The organism is Propylenella binzhouense (genome assembly GCF_009866965.1).
In the GTDB taxonomy this organism is placed as follows: domain Bacteria; phylum Pseudomonadota; class Alphaproteobacteria; order Rhizobiales; family Afifellaceae; genus Propylenella; species Propylenella binzhouense.
Window position 1 is genome coordinate 1 of sequence record NZ_SPKJ01000055.1, and the last position, 14,763, is coordinate 14,763.

16 protein-coding genes are annotated in these 14,763 nt (G+C 69.9%); 9 read left to right on the forward strand and 7 right to left on the reverse strand.

The features are described from left to right. From E4O86_RS14665 to E4O86_RS14675, 3 genes are all read right to left on the reverse strand, one after another. Positions 1 to 273: hypothetical protein (locus E4O86_RS14665; RefSeq protein ID WP_205520892.1), on the reverse strand; the 273-nt coding region annotated here is incomplete at its 3' end. Between the two features lie 20 nt (positions 274 to 293). Further along, positions 294 to 647 (reverse strand): hypothetical protein, encoded by a 354-nt coding sequence (locus E4O86_RS14670; RefSeq protein ID WP_161141302.1) that lies wholly within the window; start codon positions 645 to 647, stop codon positions 294 to 296. Positions 648 to 824: 177 nt separating this feature from the next. Further along, complete coding sequence (locus E4O86_RS14675; RefSeq protein ID WP_161141303.1) at positions 825 to 1,907, reverse strand: AbrB family transcriptional regulator; 1,083 nt, start codon at positions 1,905 to 1,907, stop codon at positions 825 to 827. A gap of 240 nt (positions 1,908 to 2,147) precedes the next feature. Here E4O86_RS14675 and E4O86_RS14680 point away from each other — a divergent pair, with 240 nt between their 5' ends. Further along, positions 2,148 to 3,071 carry a class I SAM-dependent methyltransferase gene (locus tag E4O86_RS14680; protein ID WP_161141304.1) on the forward strand — a complete coding sequence of 308 codons (924 nt, stop codon included), beginning with the start codon at positions 2,148 to 2,150 and terminating at the stop codon, positions 3,069 to 3,071. Between the two features lie 82 nt (positions 3,072 to 3,153). Here E4O86_RS14680 and E4O86_RS14685 read toward each other — a convergent pair whose 3' ends face one another. Beyond that, the gene (locus E4O86_RS14685; RefSeq protein ID WP_161141305.1) at positions 3,154 to 5,247 is read right to left on the reverse strand and encodes an ATP-dependent helicase; all 2,094 of its coding nucleotides are present in this window, start codon (positions 5,245 to 5,247) and stop codon (positions 3,154 to 3,156) included. A gap of 182 nt (positions 5,248 to 5,429) precedes the next feature. On the opposite strand from E4O86_RS14685, the gene E4O86_RS14690 reads away from it, so the two are divergent. Beyond that, entirely contained in the window at positions 5,430 to 6,545 is a 1,116-nt protein-coding gene (locus E4O86_RS14690; RefSeq protein WP_161141306.1) for an esterase-like activity of phytase family protein, read from the forward strand. Between the two features lie 58 nt (positions 6,546 to 6,603). Here E4O86_RS14690 and E4O86_RS14695 read toward each other — a convergent pair whose 3' ends face one another. The 3 genes from E4O86_RS14695 to E4O86_RS14705 all read right to left on the reverse strand — a co-directional run bounded on the left by E4O86_RS14695 (position 6,604) and on the right by E4O86_RS14705 (position 10,141). Further along, positions 6,604 to 8,211 carry an FAD-dependent monooxygenase gene (locus E4O86_RS14695; RefSeq protein ID WP_161141307.1) on the reverse strand — a complete coding sequence of 536 codons (1,608 nt, stop codon included), beginning with the start codon at positions 8,209 to 8,211 and terminating at the stop codon, positions 6,604 to 6,606. A gap of 76 nt (positions 8,212 to 8,287) precedes the next feature. Beyond that, positions 8,288 to 9,061: an IclR family transcriptional regulator domain-containing protein gene (locus tag E4O86_RS23960; protein WP_161141308.1), complete on the reverse strand. Its 774-nt coding sequence runs from the start codon at positions 9,059 to 9,061 to the stop codon at positions 8,288 to 8,290. Between the two features lie 123 nt (positions 9,062 to 9,184). Beyond that, positions 9,185 to 10,141: a TAXI family TRAP transporter solute-binding subunit gene (locus E4O86_RS14705; protein WP_161141309.1), complete on the reverse strand. Its 957-nt coding sequence runs from the start codon at positions 10,139 to 10,141 to the stop codon at positions 9,185 to 9,187. 211 nt (positions 10,142 to 10,352) lie between these two features. Here E4O86_RS14705 and E4O86_RS14710 point away from each other — a divergent pair, with 211 nt between their 5' ends. The 7 genes from E4O86_RS14710 to E4O86_RS14740 all read left to right on the forward strand — a co-directional run bounded on the left by E4O86_RS14710 (position 10,353) and on the right by E4O86_RS14740 (position 14,763). Beyond that, positions 10,353 to 11,093 carry a TSUP family transporter gene (locus E4O86_RS14710; protein WP_161141310.1) on the forward strand — a complete coding sequence of 247 codons (741 nt, stop codon included), beginning with the start codon at positions 10,353 to 10,355 and terminating at the stop codon, positions 11,091 to 11,093. Positions 11,094 to 11,286: 193 nt separating this feature from the next. Further along, the gene (atpD, locus tag E4O86_RS14715) at positions 11,287 to 12,756 is read left to right on the forward strand and encodes a F0F1 ATP synthase subunit beta (protein WP_161141311.1); all 1,470 of its coding nucleotides are present in this window, start codon (positions 11,287 to 11,289) and stop codon (positions 12,754 to 12,756) included. Continuing rightward, positions 12,753 to 13,205 carry a F0F1 ATP synthase subunit epsilon gene (locus E4O86_RS14720; RefSeq protein ID WP_161141312.1) on the forward strand — a complete coding sequence of 151 codons (453 nt, stop codon included), beginning with the start codon at positions 12,753 to 12,755 and terminating at the stop codon, positions 13,203 to 13,205. Before atpD ends, E4O86_RS14720 begins: the two co-directional genes overlap by 4 nt. Beyond that, positions 13,202 to 13,495: an AtpZ/AtpI family protein gene (locus E4O86_RS14725; protein WP_161141313.1), complete on the forward strand. Its 294-nt coding sequence runs from the start codon at positions 13,202 to 13,204 to the stop codon at positions 13,493 to 13,495. Before E4O86_RS14720 ends, E4O86_RS14725 begins: the two co-directional genes overlap by 4 nt. Further along, on the forward strand, positions 13,488 to 13,811 hold the full coding sequence (locus E4O86_RS14730) for an N-ATPase subunit AtpR (protein ID WP_161141314.1): 324 nt from the start codon (positions 13,488 to 13,490) through the stop codon (positions 13,809 to 13,811). The genes E4O86_RS14725 and E4O86_RS14730 overlap by 8 nt, the downstream gene beginning before the upstream one ends. Then, complete coding sequence (locus E4O86_RS14735) at positions 13,796 to 14,521, forward strand: F0F1 ATP synthase subunit A (RefSeq protein ID WP_161141315.1); 726 nt, start codon at positions 13,796 to 13,798, stop codon at positions 14,519 to 14,521. The genes E4O86_RS14730 and E4O86_RS14735 overlap by 16 nt, the downstream gene beginning before the upstream one ends. Next, positions 14,518 to 14,763 carry a F0F1 ATP synthase subunit C gene (locus tag E4O86_RS14740; RefSeq protein ID WP_161141316.1) on the forward strand — a complete coding sequence of 82 codons (246 nt, stop codon included), beginning with the start codon at positions 14,518 to 14,520 and terminating at the stop codon, positions 14,761 to 14,763. The genes E4O86_RS14735 and E4O86_RS14740 overlap by 4 nt, the downstream gene beginning before the upstream one ends.

Here is a 14,763-nt window from a genome sequence, read left to right on the forward strand (position 1 = left end):
CGGCGCGCTGCCCGTCGGGCGTCCGGCGGCGGGCCGTCCACCTCCGCCGCCCGGCCGGTGCGCGCCCGCCCGGCCACCGCCCGCGAAGGTCTTCTGCATCGTCTCTCCGACCGTCTGGAAGACGGCCTGCAGCTTGCCCGCCGAGATCACGAGCTGAACGACCTCCTCCTCGCCGCGCTTGCCCTCGACGGCAAAGGTCAGCTTGACGATGCCGGTTTCCTGGTCAGGCTCGATCGAGCTGACCTTTTCGACGTAGTGCCGTGCGATTGCCATGATTTCCTCCCCCCGGGCGCTCAGACGAGCGGCCCGCCGCCGACGTCATCGTCGGCGGTCAGATCCTGGAGCCTGTTCTGGGGACGCCCCTGGCCGCCGCCCTGCTGCGGCTGCCCGGCGCCCTGGCCGCCTTCCTGCTTGCGCAGCACGCCCTTCTGGATCAATTCCTGATAGAGATTGCGCAGCGCGCCGACCGAGCGCGTGAACCCGTTCACCGGCAGGGTGACCGTGAAACTGACGTCCTCCGGACGGATCTCGCCGTCGGACGGGACTTCGCCCTGGCTGTTGGGCTGCACCGAGCCGAACTCGATCCGAACCATCCCACCTGCGAAATACGCGCGGTGAACGCGGTTGGCGAACAGATCCAACTTCATTGAACGCTCCGAATTGTTCGGGAATATCGGGGTTGCGGCTCGCCGGCGCCTGCTTTCGTCCAGGTCGCCCGAAGCAGCCGGGACCGCAGCCTTCTCCTCATCCCGTGTCGTTGCCCTGGCCGCTCTGCGTAGCATTATCCGGCGCCTGTTGAAACTGACCGCGTGGGGCGGAGGGGGTCAGCCCTTGCGCCGGGCCGGGATCGTCCAGCCGCCGAGCCGGACGCCGAACGGCGTGATCAGGTAGACCGCGACGATGCGGGTCAGGTGGCAGACCGTGACGAAGGCGATGTCGACATTGAGCGCGAGCGTGATCACGGCCATTTCCGGCAGGCCGCCGGGGGCGATCCCGAGCAGCATCGACGGGAACGCGATGGCGCTCGCCCGGCTCGTGACGAGAGCGGCCGCGAAGGCGAGCACCACCAGGACGACGCCCCAGACCAAACCATGCAGCAGTGCGGCACGGACGGTCGCCCCCGCCATTCCGCTCAGCCGCGACCCGATATAGCCGCCGAGCACGATCTGGGCGAGGATCACGAGCCAGGGCGGCGGCACGACGGCCGTCAGGCCGGCAAGGTGCGCCGCCGCGCTGACGAGGAGCGGACCGAGGACCGGCGTGGCCGGAAGGCCGGCCTTGCGGCCGAGGAACGTGCCGAGCGCGGCACAGAGAACGAGGGCGACGAGGTCCCATGCCGTGAACGGGCCGTGCGCCGTCGCGGAAGCGGGCCCGACGGCGGACGTGCCCGTCAGGAAGCGGACGCCGAACGGGATCGTCGTCACCACCACGATGATCCGCATGGAATGGATGAGCGCCAGCCGGCCGAGATCCGCGCCGAGCGAAGCGCCGAGGAGCGTCAGGTCCGACAGGCCGCCCGGGATCGCCGAGAAGAAGGCCGTGAGCGGGTCGAACTTCACGACGAGGCGGAAGTAGAGCACGCCGAAAATGGCTGAGACCACGACATAGACGAGCACGGCCGCAAGCCCGGCCGGCCACCGCCCGAGATGGCCGAGCACCTCGGGCGTGAAGCCGCTGCCGAGGAGCACGCCCAGAACCGGCACCACCGTGTCCCGCATCGTGCGCGGCACGTCGAGCGGCCCGATCAGCCTGCCGCCGACGCCGGTGAAGAGGAGGGCCCCCAGCATCCAGGCGAGCGGAATGTGAAGCTCCTTGAAGAGCGCGCCGCCGACCGCGGCGACCGCGAGCGTCTTCACGATGCGCAGGATCGCGGCGCGGTCGGAGCGCGTCGGCCGGATTCCGGGCAACCTATCGAGGGATGGGCGCATGCGCGGGGACGGGGTCCACGGCTTCCGGTTGAAGCGGTTCGGCCGGACCTAGCGGAGTGATCCAGGCCTGTCGACCCCTGCATGCAAGCCGGGTGCCGCCCGCTGCCGCCGACGTTCCGGACGGATCGGAATCCGCGCGCCACTCGACCGCCGCTTGCGTTCGCCTCGCCGGCGCTGCATCTGTCCTTCCCGCCCGCCGACCTCTCGGGATGGAGTGACATGAAAGCCCGCCTCGCCAAGCTGCTCTCGCCTATCTTCGGCCGGAAGACCCCGGAGGGACGCGATCTCGACGGGGTGATGGAGCGGGCCTGGAACGCGCCCGACTACGTCGAGCAGTTGGGCAAGCTCAAGGTTCCCACCATGCTGACGGATGAGGAGCGCCGGATGCTGGTCTACCTCGCCGAGCACACGGTGCCGGAAGGGACCGCGATCTGCGACCTCGGCCCGTTCCTCGGCGGCTCGACCTTCTGTCTCGGCACCGGGCTGAAGCGTGCCGGCCGCTCCAACCCGATCCATTCCTACGACCTCTTCGAGCTCTCGCCGAACGGCGCCGACTGGTTCAAGGAGACCTTCATCTATCCGTTCGGATTCGAGCGCTTCGACGGAATGGAGTTCGTCCACGTCTTCGACGCGATCAACGCCGTGCACGGCGATCTCGTGTCGCGCTATACCGGGGACGTCCAGCGCCATTCCTGGACGCACGGGGATATCGGCCTCCTCTTCGTCGACCTCTCGAAGGACTGGCCGATCAACGACCATGTGGTGCGGGAATTCTTCCCGGCCGTCAGGCCGGGCGCCTTCGTCGTCCAGCAGGACATCCTCTATCCGCAGACGCCGTGGCTCTTCAGCACGATGTACCTGCTCCGCGAGAAGATGCCGATCGTCTCCTACTGCGAGTACCACTCGGCGGTGTTCCAGTGCGTGGGCCGGATCGGCCCGGAAGACGTCGAGCGCTGCCTGCGGGCCAATGTGTCGAAGGAGCTTCTCCTCACCGCCATCGACCATTTCGAGGGCGTGTTCCCGTACCGGCTCCAGAAGGACTACATCCGCCTGATGCGGACCCTGGTCGAAGGCAATCCGATCGACCTGCCGTTTTGGGACTACCGCATCCCGCCCGCCTATCACGTGCCGCTCTCGCTTTGAGCGAGCCCCGCCCCGGCCCTCTATCCCGGCCGGGCGGCGCACGATCGACGGTTCTTCTAGCTGATCGGCCGCGGATGCGGCCTCACTGCCACATCGTCCGCATCTTCCCGCGGATATCGATCGGCGCGACCTGGCTCCGTCCCGCGCCGGCGCCCGCCTGTGCGGAGGCAGGCGGCCAGACCGCCTTCTCGAACGAGCCGGCAAGCGCATCGGGGATGAAGCGCGTCCGCGAGGCATACACGTGGCGGTCGCCGCGCGCGGCCTGGCCGTGCACGTGGAAGCGCTGCGGAACCATCAGGTGCAGCCGGTCCTTCGCCCGCGTCATGGCGACATAGAGGAGCCGCCGCTCCTCCTCGATCTCCTCGGTCGTGCCGGTCGCGAGATCGGAGGGGATGCAGCCGTCGACCGCGTTGAGCACGAAGACGGACCGCCATTCCTGGCCCTTGGCGGAATGGATGGTCGAAAGGATCAGGTAGTCCTCGTCGCGCGAGGGCGGGCCGGCCTCGTCGCTCGTCGCGTCCGGCGGGTCGAGCGTGAGGTCGGTGAGGAAGCGCTCGCGCGTGGGATAGCCGGCGGCGATCTGCTCGAGCTGCACGAGGTCCGCGCGGCGGACCGCCGCGTCCTCGTGGATGCGCTCCAGATGCGGCTCGTACCAGCGCCGCGCGCGCTCCAGCTCCGCCGGCCAGACCGCCCGGGCGAGCTCGGCGAGCAGCGCGGTGAAGGCCGGCCAGTCCGCCGCGCCGCGGGCCGGCGGGGCGAATGCAGCGAGCGCGTCGAGGCTGCCGCCGGCCGTCTCGATCGCCTGCATGGCCTTCTCCGCGGTGCCGGGACCGATGCCGGGCAAAAGCTGCAGCACGCGGAAGCCCGTGACGCGGTCCCGCGGATTCTCGGCGAAGCGGAGGACGGCCAGCAGGTCCTTCACGTGCGTCGCCTCGAGGAAGTTCAGGCCGCCGAACTTCACGAAGGGAATCCGCCGCCGGGTGAGCTCGATCTCGAGCGGTCCGCTGTGATGGGAGGCGCGGAAGAGCACCGCCTGCTGCCTGAGCGCGAACCCTGCCTCCCGGCCTTCCAGCACCGAATCCGCCACGTAGTCGGCCTGCGCGGCCTCGTCGCGCACCGAGACGAGGCGGGGCCGCTCGCCGGCATTCCGCTCCGACCAGAGATTTTTCGTGAAGCGCTCGCGGGCAAGCCCGATCACGGCATTGGCCGCGGCGAGGATCGCCTGCGTCGAACGGTAGTTCCGGTCGAGCGTGACGATCCGCGCCGGCGGCGCGAAGGCGGAAGGAAAGTCGAGGATGTTGCGGACCGTTGCGGCGCGGAAGGAATAGATCGACTGGGCATCGTCGCCGACGACGGCGAGGCCGCGCCCGTCGGGCTTCATGGCCAGGAGGATCGCCGCCTGGAGTGCGTTCGTGTCCTGGTACTCGTCGACGAGCACGTGGTCGAAGCGGCCGCCGATCTCGGCGGCGAATGCGGGCTCCGCGACGATCCCCGCCCAATAGAGGAGGAGATCGTCGTAATCGAGCACGTTCTGGCGCTGCTTGGCCTCGACATAGGCGGCGAAGAGCGCCTTGAGCTGCGGCTCCCACTCGCCGCACCAGGGAAAGGTTTCGGCCAGCACCTCGCCGAGCGGCGCCCTGGCATTGACCGCGCGCGAATAGATGGCGAGGCAGGTTCCCTTTCCCGGGAAGCGCTTCGGCAGCGAGGAGAGGCCGAGCTCGTGCCGGACGAGGCTCATCAGGTCGGCGGAATCCGCGCGGTCGTGGATCGTGAAATCGGGATCGAGCCCGATCGCGTGCGCATAGTCGCGCAGGAGCCTCGCGCCGACGGCATGGAAGGTGCCGGCCCAGTCGAGCCCGCCGGCGAGCGTTCCGCCGTCCTTGCCGAGCACCTCGGCCGCGATCCGCTCGACCCGCCGCGTCATCTCGCGCGCGGCGCGGCGGGAGAAGGTGAGAAGCAGGAGCCGGCGCGGATCGGCGCCGTCGACGATGAGCCGGGCGACGATATGGGCGAGCGTGCTCGTCTTCCCGGAGCCGGCGCCGGCGATGACAAGGAGCGGCCCGGGCGGCCCCGAGCCCGTGCCGGCGGCAAGGTCCACGGCCCGCCGCTGCTCCCCATTGAGTCCGGCGAGCCAGTCGAGGCGCTCCGGGGCGACCGAATCAGCAACCGCATCCATGCCGGAAGGAGGCACGGTTGGCGGGCGAACCGCAAATCCGCCGCGGCCCGCCCGATCGGGGAGGCACCCGGCGGCGGTCGGGATACCGCTTGCGGACGGCCGCAGCCGCCATCAACAATCCCCGTCACGCGGATGCAACATGGCCGCGGCAAGAGAAGAGCACGTTTCGGAAGGAGGCTCCAATGCATAGCGCGGCCCTGCCCGCCTTCCTCGCCGGCATCCTCGTCGCAGCCGGCGCCGCGCAGGCCGAGCCGGCAATCGGCGGGCTGCGCTACATCGGCAGGGCAACCGTCCCGAACGACGCGATGGTGGACGGAACGCTCGTCGGCGGTCTCTCCGGCCTCGCCTACGACCCGAAGACCGGCCTCTGGTACGTCCTCAGCGACGACCGCTCCGACAAGGCGCCCGCCCGCTTCTACGCGGCGGAGCTGACCTATGGCGGCGAGGCCTTCACCGAGGCCCGCATGGTCAGGGCCGTGACACTCAAGACTGCCGGGGGCCAGCCCTACCCGAACCGTAAGACGGGCGGCGACGTGCAGGATCCGGAATCGATCAGCATCGACCCGCAGACCGGCAATCTCTGGTGGGGAACGGAAGCCGACCGCAAGCTCGGCATCTCGCCGGCGGTCCACATTTCGACGCCCGAGGGCGCGGCGGCGGGCGAGATCGCCATGCCGGCGATGTTCACGGTCCATCCCGGAGAGGAGCGGGGCCCGCGCGACAATCTCGGATTCGAGGGCCTGAGCTTCTCGCCGGACGGACGATCGGTCTGGGTCGCGATGGAATCCGCGCTCTACGAGGACGGCCCGGTCGCGACGGTGGATGCCGGGACGACCGCCCGGCTCACGCGGATATCGCGCGACGGCGAGGTGATCGCGCAATACGCCTACCCGCTCGATCCGATCCAGGCGAAGCCCACCGGCAAGAGCGCCGATAACGGGCTCAGCGAATTCATCGCCCTCGACGACACGCGCGGCCTCGCTCTGGAGCGCTCGGGGGTCGAGGGCGCCGACGGCATCTGGACGCTCTACATCCGCGTCTACGAGACCGACACGGCGGGCGCCGCGGACGTGAAGGACGTGCCAGCCCTCGCCGGGACCGAGATCCGGCCCGTCTCGAAGCGGCTCGTCCTCGATCTCTCCAAGGATCCCGCGATCGGCCGCGTCGACAATATCGAGGCGATGAGCTTCGGTCCGCTATTGCCGAACGGGCATCGCAGCCTGGTGCTGGCATCGGACAACAACTTCAACCCGGCCAGCCAGGTCACGGAATTCCTGCTGTTCGACGTGCTGCCCTGAGGGGCTGGGCCCGTCTCCGCGCCCGAACGGCCTGCGGGGCGGCGGTCCGGGGCAAGCGTCAGTCCGCGCCGATTGCGCAAGCGAGAACGGCACCGGCATCGACGGACGTCCCGGAGCCGGCCCAGGCGACGAACTGGTCCGGGCGCACCAGGACGAGGTCCGCCTCGTAGCGCGCGCGCGCGCCGGAACGATCGTCCCGCACCACCGAGAGCGGGATGGACCGTGCGGCGGCGGCCGCCTCGAAGGCTTCGACGGCGCTCGGATCGGCATCGAAGGCGAGGAGCGTGAAGCCGGAGCCGAGCGCATCGAACACGCTCCGGCCGGAGGAAAGGGGCTGCGGCGCGAGGTGGTGGCCGGCCCGGGCCGCGAAGCTGTGCGAGCCGACCGCGCTGCAGGTCTCGCCCTGCCTACCCCACACGACCGACGACCCGCCATAGTTCGGCTCGAACGAATCGACCTCCGAGGGCGCCGCCGAGGCGCGCCCCTTCCAGGCGCGCTCGAACGCCGCCCGGTCCCGCTCCGGATCGTAGGCTTCGACGAAGGCGCGGTCGCTTTCGATCGCCTTCTCGATGAAGTCGCGCGCCGTCGATTCGAACACCGGGCGGCGCTCCTCGGTGTAGGAATCGAGGAGCCGCCCGCCCGCCCAGCCGCCAAGCGTCGCGGCGAGCTTCCAGCCGAGATTGGCGGCGTCCTCGAGGCCCGTATTGATGCCGTATCCGCCGTAGGGCGGATGGCTGTGCGCAGCGTCCCCGGCGATGAAGATGCGGCCGCTGCGATACGTGTCCGCGATCGCCACCCTGAGTTCCCAGAAGCCGATATGCTCGAACTCAACGTCGAACTCCGCGCCGAGCGCCTCGTGGAGGTGGCGGCGGAAGTCGAAATTGTCCTTCGTGGTGCCGGGCGGCACCGGCGCGTGGAAGAACCAGGTCGTGCCGAGGTCGACGCGGCCGAAGAACTTCCAGTAGCCGTGCAGGTCCGGGTGGATGATGTTGAAGTAGCACTTGCCGGGGAAGCCCGACAGAAGCGGATGGAGCCCGGCGGAGCGGAAGACGAGAAGGACCATCAGGCGATCGTGGTCGCGCCGCGTCTCGGTGATGCCGGCCTGCTCCCGGACCGTCGACCGGCTCCCGTCGCAACCGACGGCATAGGCGGCGCGCACGCTTCCCCGTCCCTCCCCGCCGCGCTCGGCGATCGCGAGCGAAACGCCCTCCCCGTCCTGCGTCACGGTTTCGACCGTCCAGCCGTAGAGCGTGCGGACGCTGGCGAGCTCGGCGACGCGCCGGCGGAGCACGGCCTCGGTGGCGTACTGGGGAAGCCGCTCGTTGTCGGTGAAGTAGAAGGGCCGCACCAGCTCGCGCTGCAGCCAGTCATGCGTGTAGCCGCCGAGCAGCGTGCGGTACGCCGTCAATCCGCCGATGCCGAATTCCGGCGGCACCGTTCGCGCGGCCCGGAGCGCCTTCTCCGCGCCCCAGAAGTGAAAATGCTCCATCGTCCGCTGGGTGAGATTCTGCCCCTTCGGAATCGGCTGCGGGCTCGAATAGCGCTCCACCAGCACGCATGCGACGCCGCGCTGCCCGAGCTCGATCGCGAGGCCGAGCCCGACGGGTCCGCCGCCGACGATCGCAACGTCCGCCGCAAACTCGGATCCGGCACCTGGTTCGCTCATCGTCGCCTCCGTTCCGGTGCGCCGCGACGATGGAGAGCGCATCTGGACATGTCAACGCCGATCTCAAATCTCGAGATTATTGCTCGGCGATCCGATCCGGCGGACCGGCGAGTTCCCTGCTCAGCGCCGCGGTCGCCTGCCGCACAGCGCCGGCGATCGCCTCGATTTCGGCGCCGCCCACGCGATTGCCCGCGATCGTGACGCAGATGCTCGCGACGGGAATGCGGCCGCCGTCGAAGACCGGTGCCGCGATACCGATCACGCCGGGCGTCACCTCGCCGTAGCAGACGGCCGCGCCCGCCCGCTTCACGCGGCGGAAGCTCTCGTAGATTTCCGCCGGGCCGGCGCCGAGCCCAAGGCTGCGCAGCTCGTCGAGATTCCCCGCGATCATCGGCATCAGCCGGCGCTTCGGCAGGAACGCCATGATCGAACGGGCGATCGCGCCGCGCACGAGCGCCATCGGGCGGCCGCGCGGATAGCTCGTGAGCGGGTCGGGCGTGGAGCATTCCGAGGCCACGCAGAGAATGCGGCTGCCATACCAGCGGACGAGGAGCACCGTGGCGGGATAGGTCCCGGCAAGGTCCCGCAGATAGCGAGCGCCGAGGAGCACGAGCGGATCCGACTTCCGCAGGAGATAGTCCATCTCGACCACCTTCGGGCCGAGCGTGAAGCCGGCATGCCGGCTCGAGGCGAGCAGGCCGGCCTCCTTCAGCATCTTCAGGTAGCGGTAGAGCGTCGGGCGGCTGTAGCCGAGCTCCGACATCAGCTCCTCGGGCGTCCATGCCAGGTGATCCTCGGAGAAGAGCTCCAGGATCGCGAGCACGCGCTCGAGCGTGTTGGCGGCCTTCACGGACGCTGCTCGCGGGCGCGCGCCGCTGCCGCAGCGCGCGCCGGCGGAGGAGACCGCCGGCGCCCTTTCCGGGACGGGCCCGGTCGCGCCAGTGCAGTGCCGGCTTGCCTCAGGCGGGCGCCCTCATTCCTTCCAGAGACCGACCTCCTTGTAGAACCGGATGGCGCCCGGATGGTACTCGGAGGGTGCGATTTCCCCCACCATCTCCTTCGGGTCGAAGGCGGCGAAGGGAGGGAAGGTCTGCACCAGCGCGTCCTTGTTCTCGTAGAGCACCTTCGTCATCTTGTAGACGTCCTCCTCGGAGGCATGCGTGCTCGTGAAGACGATCTGGGGATAGGCGAGGAACCACGCCTCCTCCTGCACGCCCGGATTGTTCTTGCCGGGCTTCATCCTGGTGAAGAACGCGACGGGCCAGAACTTGCGGACGGCCGCGAGGTTCTCCGGCGTGTTCTCGATCGGAAGCGCCCGCAGGCCGCCGACCGCCGCGTCGGCCTCGCGCACCTTGCCGGCGCTGTGGGCGAAGATGAAGCCGGCGGATTCGCCCGCCATGAAGGCATCGGCGCCCGCCACCACGCTCGGGACCTGCACCGGCCGCATGTCGGCGCGCGTGAGCCCGGCCGTGGCGTACATCGCGTCGAGCTGCGGCAGAATGGTCTGCTGCGCCGTATAGCCGTCCACCATCGGCTTGCCCTTGAGGTCCGCGATCGTCCTGATGTCGGAATCGGCGCGGACGAAGATCGCCTCCTTGAGCGGCATGATGAGCGCGACGAGCCGGAGATCGGGATTGACGCTGCCCGAGAACCATTCCCTCCCCTCGAGGGCGTAGTTCACCTCCTGCAGGTTCGCCACGCCGAACTCGATATCGCCGCTGGCGACCGCCGGGATGTACTGGTTGGGGCTCGTCGCCGGTTGGATGGTCGCATTGAGACCAGCCTTGTTCGCCGCGTTCGCCACCGCCGAACCGATATTGTGGAAGATCGAGCCGGGATTGGAGGTGGCGATCCCGACCGTCTGCGCCTGCGCCGCACCGGCGGATGCCAGGCCGAAGGCGATCACGGCTGCCGCAACGTGAAATTTCATTCTGTTCCTCCCTGGTCGTTTCCGCGGACGATCGCCCGGGATCGTCCGGAATCCCTGATGTTTGAGATTTTCGCTGATGATGCCTGCCGGGCCCGCGAACGACAAGACGCAATTCCGCCCCGCGGGATGAGTGGACCCGAGCCGCGAAGCGGCTTCCGCTCCCCTCGCCCGAGGCGTTAGGAGACGTCGCGGACGGACGGGAGGACTCTGCGTGAGCATCACCTATTTCGCCCTCGCGCTCGGCTGCCTTGCGCTCGGCGGCATCCTGAAGGGCGCGACCGGCGCCGGCGCGCCGATCGTGGTGGTGCCTGCACTTGCGATGCTCTTCGACGCGCAGTTCGCGGTGGCGATCATGATCCTGCCGAACCTCCTGACGAATGTCTGGCAGGCCTGGATCTATCGCCGGCATCACCTGCCCTGGCGCTTCCTCGTCCTCTTCACGGGCGCCGGCGGGGTCGGAGTCGTCGCCGGCTCCTACATGCTCGCGAGCCTGCCCCAGGACCTGCTCTCGGTCGTCGTGGCGCTCGCCGTGTTCCTCTATGTCGGGATCCGCTTCCTGCGGCCCGACTGGGTCGTCGACTATGCGAGCGCGCTCCGGCTCTCCCTGCCCGTCGGCCTCGTGGCCGGGCTTCTCCAGGGCGCGTCCGGCATTTCCGCGCCCGCCTCGCTTTCGTTCCTCAACGCGATGCGGCTGGAGCGGGAGACCTTCATCTCCACGGTCGCGGTGCTCTTCCTCACGGTGACCGCAATTCAGCTGCCGGCGCTCGGCGCCCTCGGCGTCATGACCCCGGACCGCATCCTCGGCAGCGCGGCCGCGCTCGTGCCGATCGTCGCCTTCATGCCGGTCGGCGCGAAGCTCGCCGAGCGCTTCTCCAGGCGGGTCTTCGACAACGTGATCCTCGGCCTTCTCGCATTCGTGGCGCTCAAGCTGGTGGCCGATTCCCTGCTCTGAGAGCGGTCCGCGCGTTCTGATCGAGATCAATGCCGGCGGGCCGACGCCACGCTTTTCTCCAAAAGGTCGCCGCAGGGCGGCTATTATCGTGTCGCGCCGCGCCCTTGCTCCGGACGAACCCCTTGAACGCCGCCGCCCCTGTCCTCCGCCGTGATCCGCCGCCTTGCGGCCGCTGCGGCACGGGAGTAGCGCCATGAAGCGGGCCGGACGATCCGCCGGGGCTGCGGCGAACGCGGACGGCACCGTCCGGTCCGTGCGCGGCGCCGTCGTCGACGTGACGTTTCCTCCCGGCGCGTTGCCGGCGATCGAGGAGGCGCTGCTGATCCGGGCCGCAGGACGGGACCCCGTCCTGGCGGAAGTCCAGTCCCATCTCGACGAACGGACCGCGCGCACGATCGCGCTCGACGCCACGATCGGGATGAAGCGCGGCGACACGGTCGCGGCGACGGGCGGTCCGATCACCGTGCCGGTCGGCGACGAAGTGCTCGGCCGCCTCCTCGACGTGACCGGCCGGGCGGGCGACGGCAAGGGCGACCTGCCGCCCGGGACCCGCCGCCGTCCGATCCACCGCGAGCCGCCGCCGCTTTCGGCCCAGTCGGGCGCGACCGACCTCTTCGAGACGGGAATCAAGGTGATCGATCTCCTCGCGCCGCTCGCGCAGGGCTCGAAGGCCGCCATGTTCGGGGGCGCCGGCGTCGGCAAGACGGTGCTCGTCATGGAGCTCATCCACGCGATGGTCGCGAGCTACCAGGGCATCTCCGTCTTCGCCGGCGTGGGCGAGCGTTCGCGCGAGGGACACGAGATGCTGCTCGACATGACGCGCTCCGGCGTGCTCGACCGCACGGTGCTCGTCTACGGCCAGATGAACGAGCCGCCGGGCGCGCGCTGGCGCGTGCCGCTCTCGGCCCTCACGATCGCGGAGTTCTTCCGCGACGAGCGGCACCAGAACGTGCTGCTCCTGATGGACAACATCTTCCGCTTCGTGCAGGCGGGCGCGGAGGTCTCCGGCCTGCTCGGCCGGCTTCCCTCCCGCGTCGGCTACCAGCCCACGCTCGCGAGCGAAGTGGCGGCGCTCCAGGAGCGCATCGCCTCGGTCGGCCCGGCCTCGGTCACCGCGATCGAGGCGGTCTACGTCCCCGCCGACGACTTCACCGACCCGGCGGTGACGACCATCGCCGCCCATATCGACAGCATGGTCGTGCTGTCGCGCGCGATGGCGGCGGAGGCCATGTACCCCGCGGTCGACCCGATCGCCTCGTCCTCCGTCCTGCTCGACGCGGCGACGGTCGGCGAGGAGCATGTCCGCGTCGCGACCGAGACGCGCCGGGCGCTGGAGCACTACCGCGAGCTCCAGGACGTGATCTCGCTCCTCGGCATGGAGGAGCTCGGCGCGGAGGATCGCCGGATGGTGGAGCGCGCCCGCCGGCTGCAGCGCTTCCTGACGCAGCCCTTCAGCGTGGCGGAAGCCTTCACCGGCGTGCCGGGCCGGTCCGTCGCCGTTGCCGACACGATTGCCGGCTGCCGGGCGATCCTCGACGGCGAGTGCGACGGCTGGCGGGAGAGCTCGCTCTACATGGTCGGCACGCTCGCCGAAGCGAAGGAGAAGGAGGAGGCCGCGCAGAAGGGCGCCGCCGCCCCGGCCGCCGGAAAGGGCGCAGGATGAGAAGCGGCATCCGTCTCTCGATCACGACGCCCGCCGCCGTGCTGGTGGAGAGCGACGGCGTGCGCGCCGTCCGCGCCGAGGACGAGAGCGGCAGCTTCGGGATCCTGCCCGGGCACGCGGATCTCCTCACCGTGCTGCCGGCCTCGGTCGTCCGGTGGATCTCCGGCGACGGCGGCGCACATTATTGCGCCGTCCAGGGCGGCGTGATGACGGTCTCGGAGGGCGGGCGCGTCGCGATCGCCTGCAGGAACGGCACGATCGGCGCCGATCTGCCCACGCTCGTGCGCGAGGTCGAGCGGCTCCGCGCCGCGGAAGCCGATGCCGATCGGAACGCGCGGGTGGAGCACCTGCGTCTCCACGCCCGCGCGGTCCGCCAGCTCACGCGCTATCTCCGCCCGGGCGGCCCGCGCGAGCCGGCTGCCGACCTCTTCGGGAGCGATGCGTCATGAGCGGGCCCGACGGATCCGAACGTCCCGACCCGCTTGCGGAGGCGGCGCGCCGCACCGCCGAGCGATCGCAGCGGCAGGCGGCCGATCCCGAACCCTCGCTCGGCTCGCGGCTCGGCCAGATCGGCGTGCTCGGCTGGGCGATCGTGGTGCCGACCCTGCTCGGGCTTCTGCTCGGACGTTATCTCGACCGGCTCCTCGGCACCGGAATCACGCTTTCGGCCGCCTTCATCATGATTGGCGCGGCGATCGGCCTCTGGTCGGCCTGGAAATGGATGCACCGCCATGACTGACCTTTCGTCGCTGCTGCCGTCCGGGCCCGGCGGTGCTTCCGCCGGAGCTTCTGCAGCCGCGCTCGCCTTCGCCGCCGGGCTGCTGCTCGGCGCGTTCCATTTCGGTTCGCTCTGGTGGAACGCGCGCGCCTTCGCCGAAGGCGCCTGGCTCCGCGCGGCCGCCCTGCAGATCCTGCGCTTCGCGGTGCTCCTCGCCGCGCTCGGGGCGCTCGCCGTCCAGGGCGCGCTCCCCCTGCTCGCCGGCGGGCTCGGACTCGTCGTGATGCGTCCGGTCGCGACGAGACTGGCGGGAGGCACGTCTTGGACTCGCCGCTGACGCTCGCCCCGGTCTTCTCGATCGGGCCCGTGCCGATCACGGAGCCGGTTCTCGTCACCTGGGCGATCATCGCGCTGCTCGGCGGGCTCTCCGCGCTCGCGACGCGCCGGCTCGCCCTCGTGCCCTCGAGGAGCCAAACCGTGCTGGAAATCGTCGTCGGAGCCATAGACGGACAGATCCGGGACACGATGCAGGTCGATCCGGCACCCTACCGGGCCCTCATCGGCACCATCTTTCTCTACGTGCTCGTCGCGAACTGGTCTTCGCTCGTGCCGGGCGTCGAGCCGCCGACGGCGCATCTGGAGACGGATTCGGCGCTGGCGCTCATCGTCCTCTGCGCGACGATCGGATTCGGCGTCGCGAGCCGCGGCCTGCGCGGCTATCTCAAGACCTTCGCCGAGCCGACCTGGGTGATGATCCCGCTCAATCTCATCGAACAGATCACCCGCACCTTCTCGCTCGTCGTCCGCCTGTTCGGCAACATCATGAGCGGCGTCTTCGTGATCGGGATCGTCCTCTCGCTTGCCGGATTGCTGGTGCCGATCCCGCTGATGGCGCTCGACCTCCTGACCGGGGCCGTGCAGGCCTACATCTTCGCGGTGCTCGCGACCGTCTTCATCGGCGCCACGCTCCGCGAGGCGCAACCGGCGCCGAGGCCGGCGACGCCGAAGGGCCCCGATGCGCCGGAAAACCAAAGGAGCACGCCATGAACCTCGTCGAGATCGTCAGCATCCTCGCGGCAGCGCTCGCCGTCTCGTTCGGCGCGATCGGCCCGGCGCTCGCCGAAGGCCGCGCCGTCGCCGCGGCGATGGACGCCATCGCACGCCAGCCCGAGGCGGCCGGCACCCTGTCCCGCACGCTCTTCGTCGGCCTCGCCATGATCGAGACGATGGCGATCTACTGCCTCGTGATCGCGCTCCTCGTCCTCTTCGCCAACCCGTTCGTGCAATAG